This window comes from Pseudomonas sp. SBT1-2 (genome assembly GCF_028640875.1).
Classification (GTDB): domain Bacteria; phylum Pseudomonadota; class Gammaproteobacteria; order Pseudomonadales; family Pseudomonadaceae; genus Aquipseudomonas; species Aquipseudomonas chlororaphis_I.
The window spans coordinates 48264-69069 of the sequence record NZ_JAQZAA010000028.1 but is presented as its reverse complement, the minus strand read 5'-3'; the positions used below and the strand labels follow the sequence as shown (position 1 = coordinate 69069).

Below are 20806 nucleotides of genomic sequence, written 5' to 3'. Positions count from 1 at the left end.
AGAATCCGATGCGTGTGTGGTTTTTGAGTGCTGGCCTGGCCTTGATGTGCATGGCCCAGAACGCAGCGGCGGGTACAGTCCTGATCGTTGGCGATAGTATCAGCGCGGCTTTCGGCCTGGATACCCGGCAGGGGTGGGTGGCATTGCTCGAGCAGCGGCTCAAGAGCGAAGGTTTCGACGATAAGGTGGTCAATGCTTCCATCAGCGGCGACACCAGTGCAGGTGGCCAGGCGCGGCTGCCGGCGCTGCTTGCAGAGCACAAGCCGGAGCTGGTGATTCTCGAATTGGGCGGCAACGATGGCCTGCGCGGGCAACTGCCCACGCAATTGCAACAAAATCTTGCTTCGATGATCGACAGCTCCAAGGCCAGTGGTGCCAAGGTGCTGTTGCTTGGCATGCAGCTGCCACCCAATTACGGCGTGCGCTACACCCAGGCGTTTGCCGAGGTGTACCGCAAGCTCGCGAATGAAAAAAACGTGGCGCTGGTGCCGTTTTTTCTGGAAGGGGTCGGCGGTAATCCCGAGCTGATGCAGGCTGATGGCATCCACCCTGCGGTCGCTGCTCAGGGCAAGTTGCTGGAAAATGTCTGGCCGACGCTAAAACCGCTGCTTTGACGCTTTTCTACCGGCAGTGTTTCGGCTAATGTGGCGCCCCCGATTTGGAGCCCCCGATGCCGCGTCCCGCCTGGTCCCTGTTTGCCTACCAACTGATCGAGCCTGACGAACAGCTCGACCTGTTCGCCTGCCAGGAAGTCCGGGTGCATCTGGTGACGCGTCAGCTGGAGTTGGGCGGCTCAGCCGATCGCACGTTGTGCGGCACCTTGCTGCCTGCGCAACCGCGCTGGTCGAGTGTCGACCGGACCATTTTCCAGGACCAGCGCCTGTGTCCGTTGTGCCGGGCAATCCTCGAATCGCAAAAGCGCGGCACGCCGCCGATCTGGCCAGAGTTGCGTTTCGAGCTGTAAGGCAGCAAGTTCTCGCCCGGCCCCCTTCTTGCGTTGATGCAGCTGTCGCTCCCGCAGCCACGGGGGCGGGTGTACAATCACTTTTTTACTCGTTGATCATGCGAAGGATTTTCCGGATGTTGCCGCGCTTTCCTGTCGTCACCCGTTGCCTGACGCTTGCCGCCTTCTGTGTGGCTGGCCCCGTTGCCGCATTGGAACTGCCTCTACCTCCACCGGGCGAAGATATCGTCGGTCAGGTACAGGTGATCAAGGCCAAGTACGAAGACACCTTTGCCGACCTGGGCACGACCTACGACCTGGGCTATTACGAGATGGTCGCGGCCAACCCGGGAGTCGATCCCTGGTTGCCGGGCGCAGGCACCGAAGTGGTGTTGCCGACGCGCTTCATTCTGCCGCCGGGACCTCGTGAAGGCATCGTGATCAACCTCGCCGAATATCGCCTCTACTACTACCCGAAAGGGCGGAACGTGGTGTACACCTTCCCCCTGGGTATCGGCCGGGAAGGTTGGGGGTCGCCGATCGCCCATACCAGCATCGTCGCCAAGACTCCGAATCCGACCTGGACGCCGCCTGCCTCGATCAAGGCCGAGCACGCGGCTGACGGTGACCCACTGCCGAACGTGGTGCCGGCGGGGCCGGACAACCCGTTGGGACCATTCAAGTTTACCCTGGGCACGCCGGGCTACCTGATCCACGGTTCGAACAAGAAGTTCGGTATCGGCATGCGAACCAGCCACGGCTGCTTCCGGATGTTCAACAACAACGTCCTGGAAATGGCCAGCATGGTGCCGGTGGGGACATCGGTGCGCATCCTCAACGATCCGTACAAGTTCGGTATCAGCGCTGGCAAAGTTTATCTGGAGGCTCATACGCCGCTCGATGACAAGGGCAATCCGTCGGTCGTGGACAAACACACCGCGGTGATCAACGCCTTGCTCAAGCGTGAAGACCTGGCCAATAACCTGCGGATGAATTGGGATGTAGTGCGCGACGTGGTGGCGGCCGAAGATGGTTTGCCAGTAGAGATCGCCATACCGACCAATGCACCGGTGGTATCGGCGGTGCCTATCGATATGCAGCAGTAACGGCTGGAACAGCAACCCGTCGATGCTTCAGGGTGTCGACGGGTTTTTTATTGCCACAAGAAAATCCGGGCAATAAAAAAGCCGACCCAATAAATGGGTCGGCTCGATAACAATCCCAAGGGATTATTACTTGCGGCTAGCTTTTTCCAGCATACGCAGAGCGCGCTCGTTAGCTTCGTCAGCAGTCTGTTGTGCTTTTTGAGCAGCAGCCAGAGCTTCATCAGCTTTACGGTAGGCTTCGTCTGCACGAGCCTGGGCACGAGCTGCTGCGTCTTCAGTTGCAGTCAGACGAGCTTCGGTTTCTTTGGATACGCTGCTGCAACCGGTAGCCAGAACTGCGGCCAGAGCCAGAGCAGAGAATTTCAGAACGTTGTTCATCGTGTTCCCCTTCAAGGACTTTCTATTAAGTAGCTATCTCATCCGAGTGATGAAATGGCCGGCGTACATACTACCCATTACTTGTAGTAAGTAAACTGACGTAGCGCAAGAAGCAAAAAAAATTCTAGGCGTTGAATCTTTTTCGAGCAACTTTTTATCGATCTGTATAAAAAATACGCAACCTTGTCACCCTGTTGGGAGCTTGCGCTTGTTAAGCGCATCTGCCGCAGAGTCCCTTTGCATGGCGCTCGAGGAGTGTAGGCTAAAGTCTATCTATATCGATTCGTCTACACTTTTGTTCAGAATCTGTGGGGCGCCTCACGCATCTTTGTCCATGTTGAGGTGACTTTAAATGGGTGGGCTCGTCTTAAATCTCAACATCCGGCGATGTTCAGGTTGTTGATCATCAGGTGGTTGGATCGAGTGCTTTGCATGTATCCGGGAACAGGTCCGGGGGGAAGCATCGACACTAAACTGGCCTGATGCCGGTAGCTTGAATGCAAGCGTCCCTTGAGCATTGGTGCCAATGGTGCCTACTATTTGAAACGTGCTCGGTCATGCGAGAGCGGCAAGCTCTGCTCGGTGTCCAGACAGGCACGGGGTGGCGTAGTTGTTCCTTCGCCGGAAAAACATCGGTAAGGTAGGGGTCAGAATCCAAGACCCGCGAGGAGTAGTGATGAGCGAGGCGTTGTCCATCCACCATGACCAGGCTGGTCATCAATTCGAGACCAATGTGGACGGTCATCGTGCCTACCTGACCTATATGGACCTGGGTAAGCAGACCCTGGATATTTATCGGACGTTCGTGCCTAACGCGCTGCGCGGCCGTGGTATTGCTGCGGCACTGACCGAGCAGGCGTTGGAATATGCTGATCGCATGGGGTACACGGTGATTCCGTCGTGCTCATATGTGGAGCGCTACATGGAGCGCCATCAGCGCCACGCCGCGAAACTCTGAGCGGGGACACCAAAAAAAACGCCGGGCTTGGCCCGGCGTTTTTGTGTCTGCGATACGGGATCAGGTGCGAACCCGTTTAGGCAGGACGTCCTTGAGCTTGGCGTGCATGCTGCGCAAGGTTTTCTCGGTGTTTTCCCAATCGATGCAGGCATCGGTGATCGACACGCCGTATTGCAGTTCGGCCAGGTCCTTGGGAATGGCCTGGCAGCCCCAGTTCAGATGGCTTTCGACCATCAGACCGATGATCGACTGGTTGCCTTCGAGAATCTGGTTGGCCACGTTCTCCATTACCAGTGGCTGCAAGGCCGGATCCTTGTTGGAGTTGGCGTGGCTGCAGTCGACCATGATGTTCGGCTTGATCTTCGCCTTGTTCAGCGCCTGCTCGCAGAGGGCGACACTGACCGAGTCATAGTTCGGCTTGCCATTGCCACCGCGCAGAACCACGTGACCGTAGGCATTGCCCTTGGTGGTGACGATGGATACGCCACCTTCCTGGTTGATGCCGAGGAAACGGTGAGGGCTGGAAACCGATTGCAGGGCATTGATGGCAACGGTCAGGCCGCCGTCGGTGCCGTTCTTGAAACCTACTGCCGAAGACAGGCCGGAAGCCATCTCGCGGTGGGTCTGGGATTCGGTGGTACGCGCACCGATCGCCGACCAGCTGATCAGGTCCTGCAGGTATTGCGGGGAGATCGGGTCCAGCGCTTCGGTGGCGGTTGGCAGGCCCATCTCGGCCAGGTCCAGCAGCAGCTGGCGACCGATGTGCAGACCGTCCTGGATCTTGAACGAGTCGTCCAGGTACGGGTCGTTGATCAAGCCTTTCCAGCCAACGGTGGTCCGTGGTTTCTCGAAGTACACGCGCATCACCAGGTAAAGGGTGTCGGAGACTTCGGCGGCCAGGACTTTCAGGCGCTCGGCATACTCGTGGGCAGCCTTGATGTCGTGGATCGAGCAAGGGCCGATGACGACGAACAGACGGTGGTCGGTGCCGTCGAGAATATTGCGGATCACTTCGCGACCCTTGGTCACGGTGCGCAGGGCGGCGTCGCTCAGCGGAATGTCGCGCTTGAGCTGGTCGGGAGTGATCAGGGTTTCGTTGGAGGCGACGTTAAGGTCGTTGATCGGTAAATCAGCCATCGTGTTACTCGTCAGGTCACGGGTGCCGGCCGCCAGCGATCCCCGCGCGGCGGTGCACAGCGGATTTAAGCGCGTCGGGGAGCCGAACCTTAGCGCGTTACACCGGGGCTCGACAATGGGCAGAGGCGGGTTTAATCCAGCGCTGGCTGCATAAAAGCCTGATGAACCCGGTCGTGGGAGAACTCGGCGGCGTGCTGTTCGACCCATTGCTGGGCCAGGGTTTCGATCTGTCGCTGCTCGGCCTGGGGCTCATGCAGGTGGCAGTAGTGGGCGATCTGGCACACCTGCTCACTCATTCGGGCACGGAACAGGGTCTGTTCGTCGATGAAGGCGATCCCCACCAGGTAGCCACGCTTGCGTCGCAGGCACCAGGCCACATAGCCGTTGTAGCGGGCGTTTTCACCCAGAGTGGGCATGCAGATTTCCAGTGCAGTGCCGCGGCGCCAGGCGCGGTGATAATTGCAAGCCATGCCGCCGAGGCTGATAGTGTGCAACCGTTGACGCGAAATGCATGCGTGCTTGCGTAAGGTCAGCTCAACCGGAACATCGTCAGGATGAGGAATGAAACGTCCCATGAACGCGGACTCCGAGTGTCGGCTATGTGACATTGTTTCCCCCAGTATAGTGGTCGAATTGGAGCTGACTGATTTCGATATCGATCAGCGGCTGTTGGCGATGAGCGGTGTTTCGCTGGTGATATTCACCAGCGTCGGCTGCGCCAGTTGTCGCTGGGCCCGGCAGCAGTTGCCCGGCTTCGATCTGCCGATCGAGCGGTTGTGCTGGATCGATGCGGGAAACAATGGCGGCGCGGTCGAGCGTTATCAGGTGTTTCACTTGCCGGCACTGTTCGTGGTGCGCGACGGTGAGTTTTATGGGGCCTTGCAGTCGCGCCTGACACCTGGCGAGCTCGGCGAGCGACTGGCACAGGCGCTGAATCGAATTCCAGAGGAGTTGCCTTGATGGAAGCAGTCCACACGCCGCGAATCGGCATTATCGGTACCGGAGCGATCGGTGGTTTCTACGGGATGCTGCTGGCGCGAGCCGGCCTGGATGTGCATTTCCTGCTGCGCAGCGAATTCGCCGCGGTCACCGAGCGGGGTTTGCAACTGCATAGCGCGGTGCATGGTGAGCTGACCCTGAACCCGGTCCAGGCCTATGCCAGTGCCGAAGACATGCCGCCCTGCGATTGGCTGCTGGTGGGAGCCAAGACCACCAGCAACGCCGAGTTGGCTCCGGCGATTCTTTGTGCGGCGGCTCCCGGCGCCAAGGTGCTGTTACTGCAGAATGGCCTGGATGTGGAGGACGGCTTGCGCGACCTGCTTCCCGACTCGCTGCATCTGTTGGGCGGCCTGTGTTTTATCTGCGTGCACCGTGCCGGGCCCGGGGTGATCGAGCATCAGGCGCTGGGCGCGGTGAACCTGGGGTATCACAGTGGCCCGGCCGCGCAGGACGAATCGCAGCGCCAGGCAATAGTGGAAGAGGGCGCCGCGCTATTCCGCAAGGCCAGTATTGATTCCCAGGCCATGGCCAACCTGCAGCAGGCGCGCTGGCAGAAACTGGTGTGGAACGTGCCGTACAACGGTTTGTCGGTATTGCTCAACGCCAGCACCACGCCGCTGATGGCCGATGCCGACAGCCGCGAGCTGATTCAGGCCTTGATGCGTGAAGTGGTGCAAGGCGCCCTGGCCTGTGGCCACAGCATGCCGGACGGCTATGCTGAGCACTTGTTCAAGGTGACCGAAAGCATGCCGGACTATTGGCCGAGCATGTACCACGACTACCGGCACAAGCGAGCGCTGGAGTTGTCGGCCATCTACGCCGCGCCATTGGCCGCGGCCAGGGCAGCGGGATGCGAGCTGCCGAAAATGGAAGCCTTGTATCGGGCGTTGAGTTTTATCGACCGGCATAACGGTTGATCGCAGCATCGGGGGGGGAAGCGATATGGCAAAGGGCTTGGGCGGCAAACTGGTGGTGGCGATTTCGTCACGGGCCCTGTTCGATCTCAGCGAAAGCCATAAGGTCTATCTGGCTGAGGGGGTCGAGGCCTACCGCAAGTATCAGATCGATCACGAGGAGGAATCCCTCGAACCGGGCGATGCTTTTCCCCTGGTGAAAAAACTCTTGAGCCTCAATGCCAGCCTCGGCCGGGCGCGGGTCGAGGTGGTGCTGGTGTCGCGTAACAGTGCCGACACGGGGCTGCGGGTCTTCAACTCGATCCAGCATTACGGCCTGGATATTTCCCGGGCCGCTTTTGTCGGTGGCCGTAGCCCTTATCCTTATCTCGCGGCTTTCGGCTGCGACCTGTTTCTTTCCACCCACGCCGAAGATGTGCGCAGTGCACTGGACGCCGGGTTTGCCGCGGCGACCATTCTTTCCGGTGGCGCCCGGCGAGCCGCCAGCGCCGAACTACGGATCGCCTTCGACGGCGACGCCGTGCTGTTTTCCGATGAGTCGGAGCGGGTCTATCAGCTCGGTGGCCTGGAAGCCTTCCAGGCCAAGGAGCGCGAGTCCGCCCGCGAGCCGTTGCGCGGGGGGCCGTTCAAAGGCTTCCTCGCCGCGCTCAATCTGCTGCAGCGCGAGTTCCCCGACGATGATTGTCCGATCCGTACCGCCTTGGTGACGGCACGTTCGGCACCGGCCCATGAGCGGGTTATTCGGACCTTGCGCGAATGGGATATTCGCCTGGACGAATCGTTGTTCCTGGGCGGTCTGGAGAAGGCTGCCTTTCTCGAAGCCTTCGCCGCCGATGTGTTCTTCGACGATCAGGCGGGCCATTGCGAACTGGCTCGCGAAGTGGTCGCCACCGGCCATGTGCCCCATGGCATCAGCAACGAAACCAAGGTTTAGCTCAATGTTCACGGGCTTGCGCGGGACGTCGTAGTCGCCTTGGCACTGCTAAGCTGAATCAATCTCCGCCATATTGGCAGTCGAGGAGGTCATATGATTCGTTCGATGCTGTATGCCACTGACCTCGGTCTGTATGCGCCCTATGTGATGCAACATGCCCTGGAGCTGGCTCGAACATTCAATGCCGACTTGCACGTGGTTCATGCGGTGGAGCCCATGGGGCTGTTTGCCGAATCGGTGTTGCAGAGTTATCTCGACGAGCAAGCCCTGAATGAGTTTCACAGTCAGGGCCTGAGCACGGTGATGGCGAATATCGAGCAACGGGTACTCGACAGCTTTCGCGAAGAGTTGGGGGAGGGCATGCAGGATCTCGCGCTGATTCAGTCGGTCCGGGTCTTTCAGGGGGACCCCTCGCAAGTCATTCTCGAACAGGCGTCGAAACTCTCTGTGGATTTGTTGATCGTAGGAAGTCACAGCCATGGGGCGGGTGGTGAAACCCCATTGGGCAGGACGGCCGCCAGGGTACTGCAACTGGCCAAGGTTCCGGTTTACCTGGTGCCCTTGGTGCAGCGTCGACGGTTCGGAGATATCTGACGCGGCTATTGGAATTTTCTTAAGAAAAGTTCTAGATTTATTCTTCGAACCATTAATATAGTTATATACCGTCGCTGATGCCCGTGGCGTCTACCTGCTTTGAGGGATTCATATGAAGCTTCAACAATTGCGCTACATCTGGGAAGTGGCGCACCACGACCTCAACGTCTCTGCTACAGCCCAAAGCCTTTATACGTCGCAACCGGGTATCAGCAAGCAGATTCGCCTGCTCGAGGACGAGCTGGGGGTCGAGGTATTCGCTCGTAGCGGCAAGCACCTGACTCGCGTCACCCCGGCTGGCGAACGCATCATCACTACCGCTGGCGAGATCCTGCGCAAGGTCGAAAGCATCAAGCAGATCGCCCAGGAATTCTCCAACGAGAAGAAGGGCACCCTGTCGATCGCCACCACCCACACCCAGGCCCGTTATGCCTTGCCGCCGGTGATCAGCAGCTTCATCAAGCAGTACCCGGATGTGGCGTTGCACATGCATCAGGGTTCGCCGATGCAGATCGCCGAAATGGCCGCCGATGGCACCGTCGACTTCGCCATCGCCACCGAAGCGCTGGAGCTGTTCGGTGACCTGGTGATGATGCCGTGCTACCGCTGGAACCGCTGCGTGGTGGTACCGCAGGGCCACCCGCTGACCAAGCTGCCGAAGTTGACCCTGGAAACCCTCGCCGAATACCCGATCGTGACTTACGTGTTCGGTTTCACCGGCCGTTCCAAGCTCGACGAAGCCTTCAGCCATCGCGGTCTGACGCCGAAGGTGGTGTTCACCGCCGCCGACGCCGACGTGATCAAGACTTACGTACGCCTGGGCCTGGGTGTGGGCATCGTCGCCAAGATGGCGGTCGATACCAAGCTTGATAGTGACCTGGTGGTACTGGATGCCAGCGAGCTGTTCGAGTCGAGCATCACCAAGATCGGTTTCCGCCGTGGCACTTTCCTGCGTGGCTTCATGTGTGACTTCATCGAGAAGTTCGCGCCGCACCTGACGCGCGAAGTGATGGCCAAGGCCATTCAGTGCCACAACAAGCAGGAACTCGAAGAGCTGTTCGACGGCGTCGAACTGCCTGTCCACTAAGTCGTCGGGCTCACTTGACCTCGGTGACCGCGAACTGTTGCCGAGCGCCCGCGACGACGATCTCCAGCTCATCCCCCTCGAACTTGCCCAGCAGGCCTTTGCCCAGCGGTGAACGAGGGGTGATGACGGTCACCGGTTGCCCCACCACCTCGACCTTCAGCCCCGCCCCATCCGGCGCCAGGAACAGCCATTGTTCGTGGCCGTTTTCGTCTTCGAGGCCCAGCAGCGCGCCGACCTGGATACCAACCTGCTCGTCGTACGGGCGCAGGGTCAGGTTCTGGCAGAGCGCCAGCGCCTGCCGGATTTCCTCGACGCGCCTGGCCTGGCCGGCGGCGAGATAGGACGCCTCCAGCCCCAGGGTGTCGTACTTGTTTTCGGCAATGTTCTCTTCGTGGGTCGCCGCCTCATAGGCGGTCTGCGCCGCACGCTGGGCGATCTCCAGATCGCCGCGGAGCTTGTCGAGAATCAGTTGGTGGACAGTAGGCTTGTGCATGGTCAGGTTCAGGCTCAATCGCAGAATTGCAGGACGTTGGCCCGGCTCTTTTCGCTCGGCGCCGTCTGGTCCTGTTGCAACCAGAACTGGCATTTCGGGTTGGACTGGTTGCGCAGGTTGCTGCGTGCATTATCCAGTGCCTGCTGTTGTTCGTTCTTGCGCAGGTTTTCCTGGTATTGCTCGAACATGCGGTTGGAGGCGGCCGACTCCGTGCTGGGCGGTTTTGTCAGCTGTTGCACGGCCTGGGCGACGGGCGCCAATTGCTGGTCGAACAGAAAACGCCAGGCCAGCCAGCAGGTCAGGGCGATTGCCAGAAAACCCAGCCACAATCCCAGGGCAATACTGCCGCTGAGCTGAAGTGCGTTTACGCTGATACGTAATGATCGACGGGGTGTCGGGCGATAGGGCATGGCAGCCTCCTGGCAGGCGGTGTCGGCAAGCCGTGATTGTCGCACGAAGATTATCGGCATTGGCTCTTCTGTCTGTGGCGATTTATGCGGACAATCGGCGCTTTTGCCAAACGGAGCCCGGAATGAAAGCCTCCTGGGATATTTTCTGCAGCGTCGTCGATAACTACGGCGATATCGGCGTGACCTGGCGGCTGGCCCGGCAACTGGTGGCCGAGCATCAGTGCGCGGTGCGGCTGTGGGTGGATGACCTGCGGGCCTTCGAGCGTTTGTGTCCACCGATCGATGTCGCCTTGCCTCAGCAATGGCAGGAGGGCGTCGATGTGCGCCACTGGCCGGCCGAGTGGTCGCCGGTGGCGGCTGCGGATGTGGTGATCGCGGCCTTTGCCTGCCAGTTGCCACCGGCTTATATGGAGGCGATGGCCGAACGGGAACATACCCCTTTGTGGCTGAACCTCGATTACCTCAGCGCCGAAGCCTGGGTGACCGGCTGCCACGGTCTGCCCTCGGTGAAGTTCAAGGGCGTGCAGAAGTACTTCTTTTTCCCTGGCTTTCAGGCCGGTACCGGCGGCTTGCTGCGCGAGGCGGGGTTGTTGGAGCGACGCAGGGCATTTCAGCAGGATCCGCGGGCTCGGCAACATTTCCTTGAAGGACTGGGCGTCTTTGCCGCACCCGACGCCCGCCTGATGTCGCTATTCGCCTATGAGAACGCCGGTCTGGCCAGTTGGCTGGACGCGCTGGCTGCCGACTCGCGGGCTACCCATCTGCTGGTTCCCGAAGGTCGGATCCTTGGTGACGTGCAACACTGGCTGGGTGTCGAGGCACTGGCGGCGGGTGCGGTGCAGGTCCGTGGGGCGTTGACGGTGCAGGTGCTGCCATTCGTCCGACAGGAGGAATACGACCAGCTCCTGTGGGCCTGCGATTTCAACGCGGTACGCGGCGAGGACTCGTTCGTGCGCGCACAGTGGACCGGCCGGCCGATGCTCTGGCACATTTATCAACAGGACGAAGACATCCACCTGGACAAGCTCGATGCCTTTCTCGAGCTTTATACACAGGGGCTGTCGCCAGAGGCCAAGGCGGCGCTGATCGACCTGTGGCGGGCCTGGAATGCCGGGGGCGAGATGGCACAGGCCTGGAAAAAACTGCTGGAACACTGGCCGGAAGTGACCGCTCACGCCGAAAAGTGGTGTCTGGAACAGGGCTCACAGCCCGATCTTGCTGCGGCGCTGGTGCAGTTTTACCTAAATTGGATATGATACGCGGCCTAGATTTTTGTAAATCCCATCCAAATTCGGATATTCGCAATGAAAACTGGTAAAGAACTCAAACCCGGTACCGTGATCCGTATCGACAACGATCCTTGGCTGGTTCAGAAAGCTGAATTCACCAAGTCCGGTCGTAACAGCGCGATCATGAAGACCAAACTGAAGAACCTGCTGACCGGTTACAAGACCGAAACCGTTTACGGTGCGGACGACAAACTGGACGACGTGATTCTGGATCGCAAAGAAGCGACCCTGTCGTTCATCAGCGGTGACACTTACACGTTCATGGACACCACCGACTACACCATGTACGAGCTGAACGCCGAAGACATCGAAGCCGTTCTGCCGTTCATCGAAGAAGGCATGACCGACGTTTGCGAAGCCGTGTTCTTCGAAGACCGTCTGGTTTCCGTTGACCTGCCGACCACCATCGTGCGCCAGGTTGACTACACCGAAGGTTCCGCTCGCGGCGACACTTCGGGCAAGGTGATGAAGCCTGCCAAACTGAAGAACGGTACCGAGCTGTCGGTTGCTGACTTTATCGAAATCGGCGACATGATCGAGATCGATACTCGCGAAGGCGGTTCCTACAAAGGCCGCGCCAAGGTTTAAGCTTCTGCTTGAATTCTCGCGTACGAAAAAGCCCGACCATCGAGTCGGGCTTTTTTGTGGCCGAAGATCAGTGACAGCCTTACTTCAGGTGTTGCTTGAGCTCTTCACTGGCCTGCAGCAGCGCCGAGCGCACTGCGGGTACCTGGCTGACCACGTTGAGCAGGCCATAGTCATGGATCATCCCGTTGTAGCGCACCGAGGTCACGGTCACGCCGGCTTCGTCCAGCTTGCGGGCATAGGCTTCGCCTTCGTCGCGCAGCACATCGGCACCGGCCGTCTGGATCAGCGCGGGCGGCAGGCCCTTGAGCTGGGCGCTGGTGGCGCGCAGCGGCGAGGCGTAGATCTCGTTACGCTGCCGGGCGTCGGTGGTGTAGTTGTCCCAGAACCACTTCATCATGTTTTTGCTGAGGAAGTGCCCCTCGGCATACTGGTTGTACGACGCCGTCTCGAAATTCGCGTCGGTCACCGGCCACAGCAGTAGCTGGAACCGAATCGCCGGCGTGCCCTTGTCCTTGGCCATCAGGCTGACCACGGCCGCCATGTTGCCGCCGACGCTGTTGCCGGCAACCGCCAGGCGCTTGCCGTCGACGTTGATTTCCTGGCCATGCTCGGCCACCCACTTGGTTGCCGCGTAAGCCTGATTGATCGCCACCGGGTAATGAGCTTCCGGAGACGGCGTGTAATTGACGAACACCGCCGCCGCCCCGGAGCCCACCACCAGGTCCCGCACCAGCCGTTCATGGGTCGGGAAGTCGCCCAGCACCCAGCCGCCGCCGTGGAAAAACATAAACACCGGCAACGTGCCTTTCACCCCGGCCGGCCTGACGATGGTCAGGCTGATGTCTTGGCCGTCGACCTTGATGGTCTTCTGGCTGACATCCGCCTTGGGCAGCGTCAGCTTGACCCCGGCCTGGGCACCGACCAGCACGGCCCGGGCCTCTTTTGGCGTCATCTGTTCCATCGGCTTGCCGCTGCCGGCGTTCAAGGCGTCGAGGAACGCCTGGGTGTTGTGTTCGACCCCGCCTTCGGCGAAGGCCGTGTTGATGGACAGGGCGAGAAGGCTACCGGTCAAGACCTTGCTGAAAGTGTTCATGTTCGTCTCCTGGGCGGTGCGGGCGCTGGTGCGCAGTTGGGTTAGACAGTCACGTGCAGACGTACGTCGACGTTGCCGCGGGTGGCGTTGGAGTAAGGGCAGACCTGGTGAGCCGCTTCGACCAGGGATTGCGCATCGCTCTGTTCAAGACCTGGCAGGCTGATGTGCAGGTCGATGTCCAGGCCGAAGCCGCCAGGAATCTGGCCGATGCCGACATGGGCGGTGATCGAGGCGTTGTCCGGGATCTTGCGTTTGCTCTGGCTGGCGACGAATTTCAGGGCGCCGATAAAGCAGGCGGAGTAGCCGGCGGCGAAGAGTTGTTCAGGGTTGGTCGCCTGGCCGCCGGCACCACCGAGTTCTTTGGGGGTGGAGAGTTTGACGTCGAGGATGTTGTCGCTGGAGACGGCGCGACCATCACGGCCACCGGTTGCGGTTGCGACTGCGGTATAGAGAGTTTGCATGGTGTGAGCCTCTTGGGTTTCGAATTTTTGCGCTAAATGTTTGCGCGCTAAGTAAGTGCGAAATAAATGTATCGCTCAAATATTTAGTGCGCAAGACAATTTTTTGAAAAAAACTCGAAAATGCTTGCCAGAAGCCCATATCTTTTAGCTAAGCGAATGATTTAAATAATATTTTTATCGAGAAATTTTTTCGTCGATACGCTGGTGGCGGCATCGAAATAGAGAGGATCGCGAGCAAGCGCTGCTGCAGGAGGGGCAGGCGTGCTCGCGAGAGCGCGGTTAAAGGCTGTCTTGCAGATGGCCGCGCAGGTTCAGCAGGTCGGCCTGCAGTTTGCGCAGCTGTTCCAGGGTCAGGCCGCTGGCGCCGAGGATGCATTGGGGAACGCCGCGCGCCCGGTCATACAGGGCCCGGCCTTGCTCGGTCAGCTCGATGATCACCACCCGTTCGTCTTCGCGGCTGCGGGTACGGCTCAGCAATCCCTCGGCCTCCAGGCGCTTGAGCAAGGGCGTCAATGAACCGGGATCGGTCAGCAGGCGGCTGCTGATTTCGCCGACGGTCAGGCCGTCCTGCTCCCAGAGCACCATCATCGCCAGGTACTGGGGATAAGTCAGGCCCAGCTCCTGCAGCAGCGGTTTATAGACTTTGGTCATCAGCAGCGAAGTCGAGTGCAGGGCGAAGCACAACTGGTTATCCAGCAGCAGATCGTCGCATTTTTCCGGGGTGGAGCCTTTGGTGTTCATGGTCGGGCCTTGATCGATACTCGCCCTGAATCTAGCGGGCGAATCTTTAATGCGCCAGATAATTCTCGCCGGCTCTCAGCCCATGGCGCTCTGCAGGGCCAGATCCCATGGCGGAATCGGGCTGAAGCGAGTCTTCAGGTATTCCAGCAACAGACGGCTGCGGGCGTTGGTGTGCTGTTCCAGGCGCAAGGCATAGATACCGGCGCTTTCCGGTTTGGGCAGGCCGGTTTCGCAGAACAGCGGCAATAGCTCCCCGCGCAACAGGTATTCGCTGGCCAGCCAGGTCGGCAGGTGGGCGATGCCCAGCCCGGCCAGGGCTCCGGACAACAGGGCCTCGGCATTGTTGGCGCTCAGGCGGATGCGTTGTGGGCGGTGAGTCTGCAATTGCCCGTCCAGTTCGAAGCGCCAGGCGAACAGCGGAGCCAGGCCGTCCCAGTCCAGGCCATCATGCTGACTCAGCTCGGCGGGATGGACCGGAGTGCCGCGAAGCTTGAGGTAGGCCGGGCTGGCACAGGCGATGCGCACGATGCTCGCCAGCGAGGTCGCCACCATGCGGGTATCGACCCTTTGCCCGGCGCGCAGCACCAGGTCGACCTTGCCCAGGTGCGAGCCCTGCATGTCGACGAAGCTGTCGATCAGGTGCAACTGCACATCCAGCCCCGGATAGAGCATCAGGAAATCGGCGATGGCCGGCGCCAGGTGTCGCCGGCCGAACGCCGCGGGCGCGTCGATGCGGATCAGGCCTTCCGGCGCATGGCTCAAGGACACGGCTTCCGCCCGGGCCAGTTGCAGTTCGGCGACGATGCGCCGGGCGCGTTCGGCGAAGGCCTGGCCAGCCGCCGTCGCCACCACCGCGTGGGTGGTGCGCATGAACAGCTTGCTGCCGACCGCGTTTTCCAGGCTGTCGATACGCCGGGCCACCGCCGAAGGGGTCAAGGGATGCCGGCGCGCGGCGGCGGAAAAACTCCCGGCTTCCAGGACATCGAGAAACAGGCCGAGCTGGTCGGTGAGGGCGTTGGGGTTCATGGCGGGCATTTGCCTGTGCGAAATTGGCAAAGCCATTGTGCGTTGCTGTGCGTTTCCGCACCAGAGCCGACTGCGTAGCATGCAAGGCCTGAGGTGAGGAGAGCGGCGGTGATCGATTTAGCGATGTATGTGGTGTTGGGCGCGGCGCTGGGCACGGTGGGCGGCTTGTTCGGGATCGGCGGCGGCCTTATCGCGATTCCGGTGCTGGGTGTGCTGTTCGGGCTGGACCAGCAGATCGCCCAGGGCACGGCGTTGGTGATGGTGGTTCCTAACGTGATGCTCGCGTTGTGGCGCTATCACCAGCGCAACCGGATCGAGGCGCGGCATGCGCTGCCATTGGCCTTGATGGGTTTCTGTTTTGCCTGGCTCGGTTCGATCTGGGCGGTGGGCATCGATGCCCAGGTCATGCGGATCGGCTTCGTCGCGTTCCTGGTGGCCTTGTCGGCCTACAACCTGCTGCGCATGTTCCTGGCCAATGTCCCGGCTTCGGCGCAGATGCGTTACCCCTGGCCGTGGCTCGGTGTGCTGGGTGCAGCTTCCGGAACCATGGGCGGGCTGTTTGGGGTCGGTGGCGCGGTGGTTGCCACGCCGGTGCTGACCAGCGTGTTCGGCACCACCCAGGTGGTCGCCCAGGGGTTGTCGCTGGCCCTGGCCTTGCCCAGCACCGGGGTAACGCTGGTGACCTACGGAGTGCATCAGGAAGTGGACTGGATGATCGGTCTGCCGCTGGCGGCGGGTGGTCTGCTGAGCATCAGTTGGGGGGTGAAAATCGCCCACGCGCTGCCCGAGCGAATGCTGCGCGGGCTGTTCTGCGGTTTCCTGGTGGTCTGTGCGGTGATGCTCGCCTTTAAAGTTTGAAGCCTTCAACTATGTGCTCGGCCAGGCATTCGGTGATGGGCGAGGGCGTGTTGAGGTTGCGCACCAGCATGATGCTGGCTTCGGGCAGCTGGGGCAGGTCTTCGGCGGCGCCCAGGATGCGCATGTCCGGGGTGATCAGGCTTTCCAGTTGCGCGGTGATCGCCAGGCCGGCGCTGACCACGGCCATCAGTGCCGACAGGCTGGAGCTGTTATAGGCAATGCGATAGTCGCGCCCGGCGGCGTCCAGCGCATTGCAGGCCCACTGTCTGCAGAAGCAATCGCTGTTGAACATCGCCAGGGGCAGCGGCGTCTGTTCGTGGGGACAGAAGCCCTGGGCCTCGGCCCAGACGAAACGCTCCTTGCGCAGCAACTGGCCGATTTCGCTGCCCGGCTCGCGTGTGACGATGGACAGGTCCAGGTCCTGGCGCAGCAACAATTGCTTGGACGACTCGCAATGCACTTCGATCTGGATCAAAGGGTAAGCCTGGGCAAAACGCGACAGGATCCCCGGTAGAAAACGCATCACGTAATCGTCCGGCGTACCGATGCGCACGGTGCCGACCATGTGCGGCTCGCGCAGGGTATTGAACACCTCGCTGTGCAGTTTCAGGATGCGCCGCGCGTAACCCAGCAGCACCTGGCCTTCGGCGGTCAGGCGCACTTGCCGGCCCTCACGCTGGAACAGCTGGCGTTGCAGCACATCTTCCTCGAGCCGCTTCATCTGCATGCTCACCGCGGACTGGGTGCGATTGACCTGCTCCCCGGCCTTGGTGAAACCGCCCTGATCGGCGATGGCGACGAAGGTGCGCAGGACCTCGGTATCAATGCTTGGGTAGCTGGACAATTCATCAAACTCCGAGATGTATTGCATAAGAAACATTCGTTGGATTGATCTTAGCCCCGGGTGGAGACTTGAGCCATCCCCACTGGAGGGCAAGACGATGAAAGGTCAAAAAGGTTTTGTACTGGCTCACCGATTTGCATGGCATGGCATTTCCGTGCGGCATCTGCTGCAGAGGATTGTCCGCTGGCATGAGCTGCACCGTGAACGGATCATGCTGGCCTGCATGAGTGACGAAGCGCTGAAGGATATCGGCCTCAGTCGCGCGGATGTGGAACGGGAGACCGTGCGGCCGTTCTGGGACGATCCGATGCACAAGTGAATGTCAAAGCGCTACACAAGCCACTTCTCACTGAGGTAGTTTGCGGGCAGACAAGGAGATTGCCATGCCCGCAGAACTGTCCTTTTCCCTCAAGCAAGCTCGGCGTCTGGCGCTGGCCGCCCAAGGTTTTTCCGGGCGGGCGCTGCCTGCGACGATCAGGCCGGCACAGGTCAATCGCCTGATCGCGCGCCTGGGCATCCTGCAGATCGATTCGGTCAACGCCCTGGTGCGTTCGCACTACCTGCCGCTGTTTTCCCGCCTTGGCGACTATCCCGCGCAACTGCTGGACCAGGCCGCCTGGAGCCAGGGCCGGCAACGCACGTTGTTCGAGTACTGGGGGCACGAAGCCTCGTTGCTGCCGCTGTCGCTGTACCCACTGATGCGCTGGCGCATGCAGCGGGCCAGCCAGGGGCAGGGGATCTACCAGCAGTTGGCGCGTTTCGGCCAGGAGCAGCAGGCGACTATCCGCCGGGTCCTGGCCGCGGTCGAGGAACAGGGCGCCCTCGGCGCGGGCAGCCTGTCTACCCGCGAGGAACGCGCCGGCCCTTGGTGGGACTGGAGCGCGGAGAAGCACGCGCTGGAATGGCTGTTCGCCGCCGGTGAGGTGACGGTCGCCGGTCGGCGTGGATTCGAGCGTTTGTACGACTTGCCGGAGCGGGTGATTCCTTCGAGCATCCTGCAACATTCGCCGCTCAGCGAGGCTGACGCCCAGCGCGGTTTGCTGTTGCATGCCGCCAGTGCCTTGGGCGTGGCCACCGAGAAGGATCTGCGCGATTACTTCCGCCTGGAACCGGCAGACAGCCGGGCACGCCTGGCGGAGTTGCTGGAAGGCGGCGAGTTGCTGGCCTGCGAGGTGGAAGGCTGGAAGCAAGCGGCCTATTGCCTGCCGCAGGTGAAGGTGCCGCGTAGCGTGCCGGCCAGTGCCTTGCTTTCTCCCTTCGATTCGCTGATCTGGGAGCGCAGCCGCACCGAGCGCCTGTTCGATTTCCGCTATCGGCTGGAGATCTACACGCCGCAGCACAAGCGGGTGTATGGCTATTACGTGTTGCCGTTTTTGCACCACGAACGGATCGCCGCCCGGGTCGACCTGCGGGCAGAAAGGGCGCAGGGACGCCTGGCGGTGCATGCCGTACATGAGGAAGAGCAGGGGCTGGACGAGCAGGGCATGCAGGCGCTGGCGAGCAACTTGCGGGATATGGCCAATTGGTTGGGGCTGGCCGACGTCCAGCTCAATTGCCCGAGGGCCAGCGCCCAGCGCTTGCGAGGGTTTCTTTGAAGCGCGTCGATCATCCAGCAGCGTTTCCTGGATGATCGAGCGCTACAGGTTCAACGCTTGACCTGTTTCAAGGTCTCGGCAATCAGGAACGCCAGCTCCAGCGACTGATCGGCGTTCATCCGTGGGTCGCAATGGGTGTGGTAGCGATCCGACAAGGCATCTTCGGTAATCGGCCGCGCGCCACCGATGCACTCGGTGACGTTCTGCCCGGTCATCTCGATGTGGATACCGCCGGCATAACTGCCCTCGGCTTCGTGGACCTGGAAGAACTGCTTCACCTCATTGAGGATCTGCGCGAAATCCCGGGTCTTGTAACCGCTGCTGGCCTTGATGGTGTTGCCATGCATCGGGTCGGAGCTCCACAGCACCTTCTTGCCTTCGCTTTCCACCGCGCGGATCAACTGCGGCAGATGGTCGCCGACCTTGTTCACACCCATGCGCACGATCAGGTTCAGGCGGCCCGGATCGTTGTCCGGGTTGAGGATGTCGATCAGGCGGATCAGCTCCTCGGTGTTCATGCTCGGGCCGACCTTGACCCCGATCGGGTTATTCACCCCACGCAGGAATTCGACGTGGGCGCCGTCGAGCTGGCGGGTACGGTCGCCGATCCACAGCATGTGCGCCGAGCAGTCGTAATAGTCGTTGGTCAGGCTGTCGCGACGGACGAAGGCTTCTTCATAGTTCAGCAGCAGCGCCTCGTGGGCGGTGAAGAAACTGGTCTCGCGCAACTGCGGCGAGCTGTCCATGCCGCAGGCGCGCATGAAGGCCAGGGTTTCGTCGATGCGGTCGGCCAGCTGGCTGTACTTCTCGGCCAGGGCGGAGTTGGCGATGAAGTCCAGGTTCCATTTGTGCACCTGGTGCAGATCGGCAAAACCGCCCTGGGCAAAGGCGCGCAGCAGGTTCAGGGTGGCGGTGGCCTGGTGATAGGACTGCAGCAGGCGGTCCGGGTCCGGCACCCGGCTTTTTGCGTCAAAGCCGATGCCGTTGACGATATCGCCGCGGTAGGCCGGCAGGGTCACGCCATTGATGGTTTCGTCATTGGCCGAGCGCGGCTTGGCGAACTGGCCGGCCATGCGCCCGACCTTGACCACCGGGCAGCCGGCGGCGAAGGTCATGACGATCGCCATCTGCAGCAGGACCTTGAAGGTGTCGCGGATCTTCGCCGCGGAGAACTCGGCGAAGCTCTCGGCGCAATCGCCGCCCTGCAGCAGAAAGGCGCGGCCCTGGGTCACCTCGGCAAACTGGCGGCGCAGCTCGCGGGCTTCGCCGGCAAACACCAGCGGCGGGTAGCTGGCCAGGGTCTGCTCGACCTGCAACAGGTGGGCGGCGTCGGGGTAGGCGGGTTGTTGCTGGATCGGCAGGGCGCGCCAGCTGTCAGGACTCCAGGGTTGGCTCATCACGGACTCGGGTGTTTTTTAAGGTCGGACAGGCATGTTATCAGCAATTAGTGCGTGACCTGTTCCCGCTGGTTCGCGGACAATCGCGCCTTTCCCGCTCGGCGCCGAGCGGCCGGTTTATCGCGACGGCGAGGTTGAGCCCCGTCGCGGCTAGGAGAAGAGATGACTGAGGAGCGCGTCGAGCGCCTGCTCGCCGAAGTGCATGATGAGTTCGGCATGATTCGGGTACTGGAAGTGGCGGATTACCGCTTCCTCGAATTTGGTGATGCCATCGAGCAGAGCTGCGTGTTTACCGCCGACCCGAGCTGGCTGGAGTACGACTACACCCGGGCCATGCTGATCGGTGCGCTGTGCCATGAACAGCCCGAGAGTGCGCTGTTTCTCGGCCTGGGCGCTGGCACCCTGACCCAGGCCTGCCTCAAGTTCTTGCCGCTGGAAGATGTCGAGGCCATCGAGTTGCGCCCCGACGTACCGCGCCTGGCCATCGAGTACCTGGGGCTGGATGACGATCCGCGTCTCTATATCCGGGTCGGCGATGCGCTCGAACTGCTGGACAGCGCCGAGTCGGCGGACCTGATTTTCGTCGACCTGTATACCGACGTCGGACCGGGCGTCGGGCACCTGGCCTGGGGCTTCCTGGAAAACTGCCAGAAGCGCCTCAACCCGGGCGGCTGGCTGGTGATCAACCAGTGGGCCACCGACGATGGCAAGCCACTGGGGGCGGCCTTGCTGCGTGGGCTTTACCACCGGCATTACTGGGAGCTGCCGGTGAAGGAGGGCAACGTGATTCTGATCGTGCCGTCCGACCTGGACCAGGATCTGGACATGGACGGCCTGAGCGCCCGGGCCGAGGCGCTGGCGCCGCGCCTGGGCTATTCGTTGCAGTCGTTGATCAAGTGCATTCGGCCGGCGACCTGAGTCGGTTGGCCGAGCGCATCTGTAGGAGCGAGGCTTGCCCGCG

General features: G+C 61.1%; 26 protein-coding genes. 15 read left to right on the top strand and 11 right to left on the bottom strand.

The features are described from left to right. The first annotated feature begins 8 nt into the window (after nt 1–8). The 3 genes from PVZ78_RS03190 (at nt 9) to PVZ78_RS03180 (ending at nt 2049) form a co-directional block, all read left to right on the top strand. Entirely contained in the window at nt 9–614 is a 606-nt protein-coding gene (locus tag PVZ78_RS03190) for an arylesterase (protein ID WP_028683068.1), read from the top strand. A 56-nt stretch (nt 615–670) separates the two neighbouring features. Further along, nucleotides 671–964, top strand: a complete 294-nt coding sequence (locus PVZ78_RS03185; protein ID WP_007931378.1) for a hypothetical protein — start codon at nt 671–673, stop codon at nt 962–964. A 116-nt stretch (nt 965–1080) separates the two neighbouring features. Continuing rightward, nucleotides 1081–2049, top strand: a complete 969-nt coding sequence (locus tag PVZ78_RS03180; RefSeq protein ID WP_009044964.1) for a L,D-transpeptidase family protein — start codon at nt 1081–1083, stop codon at nt 2047–2049. Between the two features lie 126 nt (nt 2050–2175). On the opposite strand, the gene oprI is transcribed toward PVZ78_RS03180, so the two are convergent. Beyond that, the gene (gene oprI / locus PVZ78_RS03175; RefSeq protein ID WP_003448337.1) at nt 2176–2427 is read right to left on the bottom strand and encodes an outer membrane lipoprotei OprI; all 252 of its coding nucleotides are present in this window, start codon (nt 2425–2427) and stop codon (nt 2176–2178) included. Between the two features lie 676 nt (nt 2428–3103). Between oprI and PVZ78_RS03170 the strand changes: the two genes are divergently transcribed. Then, nucleotides 3104–3385 (top strand): GNAT family N-acetyltransferase, encoded by a 282-nt coding sequence (locus PVZ78_RS03170; protein ID WP_007931380.1) that lies wholly within the window; start codon nt 3104–3106, stop codon nt 3383–3385. 60 nt (nt 3386–3445) lie between these two features. Here PVZ78_RS03170 and PVZ78_RS03165 read toward each other — a convergent pair whose 3' ends face one another. Together PVZ78_RS03165 and PVZ78_RS03160 are read right to left on the bottom strand one after the other, a co-directional pair. Continuing rightward, nucleotides 3446–4522, bottom strand: coding sequence for a 3-deoxy-7-phosphoheptulonate synthase (locus tag PVZ78_RS03165; RefSeq protein WP_041987669.1), 1077 nt, complete (start codon nt 4520–4522; stop codon nt 3446–3448). A gap of 131 nt (nt 4523–4653) precedes the next feature. Next, nucleotides 4654–5097 carry a PilZ domain-containing protein gene (locus PVZ78_RS03160; protein WP_009050134.1) on the bottom strand — a complete coding sequence of 148 codons (444 nt, stop codon included), beginning with the start codon at nt 5095–5097 and terminating at the stop codon, nt 4654–4656. Between PVZ78_RS03160 and PVZ78_RS03155 the strand changes: the two genes are divergently transcribed. From PVZ78_RS03155 to cysB, 5 genes are all read left to right on the top strand, one after another. Continuing rightward, nucleotides 5096–5482, top strand: coding sequence for a thioredoxin family protein (locus PVZ78_RS03155; RefSeq protein ID WP_009050133.1), 387 nt, complete (start codon nt 5096–5098; stop codon nt 5480–5482). The genes PVZ78_RS03160 and PVZ78_RS03155 overlap by 2 nt on opposite strands. Then, nucleotides 5482–6438, top strand: a complete 957-nt coding sequence (locus PVZ78_RS03150; protein WP_273828205.1) for a putative 2-dehydropantoate 2-reductase — start codon at nt 5482–5484, stop codon at nt 6436–6438. Before PVZ78_RS03155 ends, PVZ78_RS03150 begins: the two co-directional genes overlap by 1 nt. A gap of 25 nt (nt 6439–6463) precedes the next feature. Then, entirely contained in the window at nt 6464–7369 is a 906-nt protein-coding gene (locus tag PVZ78_RS03145; protein WP_016704334.1) for a 5'-nucleotidase, read from the top strand. A 93-nt stretch (nt 7370–7462) separates the two neighbouring features. Further along, entirely contained in the window at nt 7463–7963 is a 501-nt protein-coding gene (locus PVZ78_RS03140) for a universal stress protein (RefSeq protein WP_009050130.1), read from the top strand. Between the two features lie 112 nt (nt 7964–8075). Beyond that, nucleotides 8076–9050, top strand: coding sequence for an HTH-type transcriptional regulator CysB (gene cysB / locus PVZ78_RS03135; protein WP_007931387.1), 975 nt, complete (start codon nt 8076–8078; stop codon nt 9048–9050). Between the two features lie 10 nt (nt 9051–9060). Here the strand turns inward: cysB and PVZ78_RS03130 are convergent, their stop codons facing one another. Both PVZ78_RS03130 and PVZ78_RS03125 read right to left on the bottom strand, forming a co-directional pair. Then, entirely contained in the window at nt 9061–9543 is a 483-nt protein-coding gene (locus PVZ78_RS03130) for a GreA/GreB family elongation factor (protein WP_009050129.1), read from the bottom strand. A 14-nt stretch (nt 9544–9557) separates the two neighbouring features. Then, the gene (locus PVZ78_RS03125; RefSeq protein ID WP_016704332.1) at nt 9558–9953 is read right to left on the bottom strand and encodes a hypothetical protein; all 396 of its coding nucleotides are present in this window, start codon (nt 9951–9953) and stop codon (nt 9558–9560) included. Nucleotides 9954–10075: 122 nt separating this feature from the next. On the opposite strand from PVZ78_RS03125, the gene earP reads away from it, so the two are divergent. Further along, nucleotides 10076–11209 (top strand): elongation factor P maturation arginine rhamnosyltransferase EarP, encoded by a 1134-nt coding sequence (earP, locus tag PVZ78_RS03120; protein WP_273828228.1) that lies wholly within the window; start codon nt 10076–10078, stop codon nt 11207–11209. 48 nt (nt 11210–11257) lie between these two features. Further along, nucleotides 11258–11830 (top strand): elongation factor P, encoded by a 573-nt coding sequence (locus tag PVZ78_RS03115; RefSeq protein ID WP_007931398.1) that lies wholly within the window; start codon nt 11258–11260, stop codon nt 11828–11830. Between the two features lie 79 nt (nt 11831–11909). On the opposite strand, the gene PVZ78_RS03110 is transcribed toward PVZ78_RS03115, so the two are convergent. The 4 genes from PVZ78_RS03110 to PVZ78_RS03095 form a co-directional block, all read right to left on the bottom strand. Continuing rightward, a complete protein-coding gene (locus PVZ78_RS03110) occupies nt 11910–12923 on the bottom strand; it encodes an alpha/beta hydrolase (protein WP_016704330.1) in 1014 nt (337 codons plus the stop codon). Between the two features lie 41 nt (nt 12924–12964). Beyond that, the gene (locus PVZ78_RS03105; protein ID WP_009044954.1) at nt 12965–13384 is read right to left on the bottom strand and encodes an organic hydroperoxide resistance protein; all 420 of its coding nucleotides are present in this window, start codon (nt 13382–13384) and stop codon (nt 12965–12967) included. A gap of 279 nt (nt 13385–13663) precedes the next feature. After that, on the bottom strand, nt 13664–14125 hold the full coding sequence (locus tag PVZ78_RS03100; protein ID WP_007931403.1) for a MarR family winged helix-turn-helix transcriptional regulator: 462 nt from the start codon (nt 14123–14125) through the stop codon (nt 13664–13666). Nucleotides 14126–14200: 75 nt separating this feature from the next. Continuing rightward, nucleotides 14201–15151 carry a LysR family transcriptional regulator gene (locus PVZ78_RS03095; protein ID WP_016704328.1) on the bottom strand — a complete coding sequence of 317 codons (951 nt, stop codon included), beginning with the start codon at nt 15149–15151 and terminating at the stop codon, nt 14201–14203. Nucleotides 15152–15259: 108 nt separating this feature from the next. Here PVZ78_RS03095 and PVZ78_RS03090 point away from each other — a divergent pair, with 108 nt between their 5' ends. Beyond that, nucleotides 15260–16009, top strand: coding sequence for a sulfite exporter TauE/SafE family protein (locus PVZ78_RS03090; protein WP_038577195.1), 750 nt, complete (start codon nt 15260–15262; stop codon nt 16007–16009). Here the strand turns inward: PVZ78_RS03090 and PVZ78_RS03085 are convergent. After that, complete coding sequence (locus tag PVZ78_RS03085) at nt 15999–16853, bottom strand: LysR substrate-binding domain-containing protein (protein ID WP_028683063.1); 855 nt, start codon at nt 16851–16853, stop codon at nt 15999–16001. The genes PVZ78_RS03090 and PVZ78_RS03085 overlap by 11 nt on opposite strands. Before the next feature lie 97 nt (nt 16854–16950). On the opposite strand from PVZ78_RS03085, the gene PVZ78_RS03080 reads away from it, so the two are divergent. Both PVZ78_RS03080 and PVZ78_RS03075 read left to right on the top strand, forming a co-directional pair. Beyond that, entirely contained in the window at nt 16951–17172 is a 222-nt protein-coding gene (locus PVZ78_RS03080; RefSeq protein ID WP_273828204.1) for a DUF1127 domain-containing protein, read from the top strand. Between the two features lie 64 nt (nt 17173–17236). After that, nucleotides 17237–18448 carry a winged helix-turn-helix domain-containing protein gene (locus PVZ78_RS03075; protein ID WP_103331000.1) on the top strand — a complete coding sequence of 404 codons (1212 nt, stop codon included), beginning with the start codon at nt 17237–17239 and terminating at the stop codon, nt 18446–18448. 50 nt (nt 18449–18498) lie between these two features. Here PVZ78_RS03075 and PVZ78_RS03070 read toward each other — a convergent pair whose 3' ends face one another. Continuing rightward, entirely contained in the window at nt 18499–19845 is a 1347-nt protein-coding gene (locus tag PVZ78_RS03070) for a class II 3-deoxy-7-phosphoheptulonate synthase (RefSeq protein ID WP_009050120.1), read from the bottom strand. Nucleotides 19846–20007: 162 nt separating this feature from the next. On the opposite strand from PVZ78_RS03070, the gene PVZ78_RS03065 reads away from it, so the two are divergent. Then, nucleotides 20008–20763, top strand: coding sequence for a spermidine synthase (locus PVZ78_RS03065; RefSeq protein ID WP_009050119.1), 756 nt, complete (start codon nt 20008–20010; stop codon nt 20761–20763). The last annotated feature ends 43 nt before the right edge of the window (nt 20764–20806 follow it).

What these genes read in the sequence shown, in the direction of transcription:
- PVZ78_RS03170 (WP_007931380.1), top strand. Translation starts at nt 3,104, where the DNA reads ATGAGCGAGGCGTTGTCCATCCACCATGACCAGGCTGGTCATCAATTC.
- PVZ78_RS03125 (WP_016704332.1), bottom strand. Translation starts at nt 9,953, where the DNA reads ATGCCCTATCGCCCGACACCCCGTCGATCATTACGTATCAGCGTAAAC.
- PVZ78_RS03180 (WP_009044964.1), top strand. Translation starts at nt 1,081, where the DNA reads ATGTTGCCGCGCTTTCCTGTCGTCACCCGTTGCCTGACGCTTGCCGCC.
- PVZ78_RS03165 (WP_041987669.1), bottom strand. Translation starts at nt 4,522, where the DNA reads ATGGCTGATTTACCGATCAACGACCTTAACGTCGCCTCCAACGAAACC.
- cysB (WP_007931387.1), top strand. Translation starts at nt 8,076, where the DNA reads ATGAAGCTTCAACAATTGCGCTACATCTGGGAAGTGGCGCACCACGAC.
- PVZ78_RS03080 (WP_273828204.1), top strand. Translation starts at nt 16,951, where the DNA reads ATGAAAGGTCAAAAAGGTTTTGTACTGGCTCACCGATTTGCATGGCAT.
- PVZ78_RS03100 (WP_007931403.1), bottom strand. Translation starts at nt 14,125, where the DNA reads ATGAACACCAAAGGCTCCACCCCGGAAAAATGCGACGATCTGCTGCTG.
- earP (WP_273828228.1), top strand. Translation starts at nt 10,076, where the DNA reads ATGAAAGCCTCCTGGGATATTTTCTGCAGCGTCGTCGATAACTACGGC.
- PVZ78_RS03160 (WP_009050134.1), bottom strand. Translation starts at nt 5,097, where the DNA reads ATGGGACGTTTCATTCCTCATCCTGACGATGTTCCGGTTGAGCTGACC.
- PVZ78_RS03070 (WP_009050120.1), bottom strand. Translation starts at nt 19,845, where the DNA reads ATGAGCCAACCCTGGAGTCCTGACAGCTGGCGCGCCCTGCCGATCCAG.
- PVZ78_RS03065 (WP_009050119.1), top strand. Translation starts at nt 20,008, where the DNA reads ATGACTGAGGAGCGCGTCGAGCGCCTGCTCGCCGAAGTGCATGATGAG.
- PVZ78_RS03130 (WP_009050129.1), bottom strand. Translation starts at nt 9,543, where the DNA reads ATGCACAAGCCTACTGTCCACCAACTGATTCTCGACAAGCTCCGCGGC.
- PVZ78_RS03075 (WP_103331000.1), top strand. Translation starts at nt 17,237, where the DNA reads ATGCCCGCAGAACTGTCCTTTTCCCTCAAGCAAGCTCGGCGTCTGGCG.
- PVZ78_RS03095 (WP_016704328.1), bottom strand. Translation starts at nt 15,151, where the DNA reads ATGAACCCCAACGCCCTCACCGACCAGCTCGGCCTGTTTCTCGATGTC.
- PVZ78_RS03190 (WP_028683068.1), top strand. Translation starts at nt 9, where the DNA reads ATGCGTGTGTGGTTTTTGAGTGCTGGCCTGGCCTTGATGTGCATGGCC.
- PVZ78_RS03150 (WP_273828205.1), top strand. Translation starts at nt 5,482, where the DNA reads ATGGAAGCAGTCCACACGCCGCGAATCGGCATTATCGGTACCGGAGCG.
- PVZ78_RS03140 (WP_009050130.1), top strand. Translation starts at nt 7,463, where the DNA reads ATGATTCGTTCGATGCTGTATGCCACTGACCTCGGTCTGTATGCGCCC.
- PVZ78_RS03105 (WP_009044954.1), bottom strand. Translation starts at nt 13,384, where the DNA reads ATGCAAACTCTCTATACCGCAGTCGCAACCGCAACCGGTGGCCGTGAT.
- PVZ78_RS03110 (WP_016704330.1), bottom strand. Translation starts at nt 12,923, where the DNA reads ATGAACACTTTCAGCAAGGTCTTGACCGGTAGCCTTCTCGCCCTGTCC.
- PVZ78_RS03155 (WP_009050133.1), top strand. Translation starts at nt 5,096, where the DNA reads ATGAACGCGGACTCCGAGTGTCGGCTATGTGACATTGTTTCCCCCAGT.
- PVZ78_RS03115 (WP_007931398.1), top strand. Translation starts at nt 11,258, where the DNA reads ATGAAAACTGGTAAAGAACTCAAACCCGGTACCGTGATCCGTATCGAC.
- PVZ78_RS03185 (WP_007931378.1), top strand. Translation starts at nt 671, where the DNA reads ATGCCGCGTCCCGCCTGGTCCCTGTTTGCCTACCAACTGATCGAGCCT.
- oprI (WP_003448337.1), bottom strand. Translation starts at nt 2,427, where the DNA reads ATGAACAACGTTCTGAAATTCTCTGCTCTGGCTCTGGCCGCAGTTCTG.
- PVZ78_RS03145 (WP_016704334.1), top strand. Translation starts at nt 6,464, where the DNA reads ATGGCAAAGGGCTTGGGCGGCAAACTGGTGGTGGCGATTTCGTCACGG.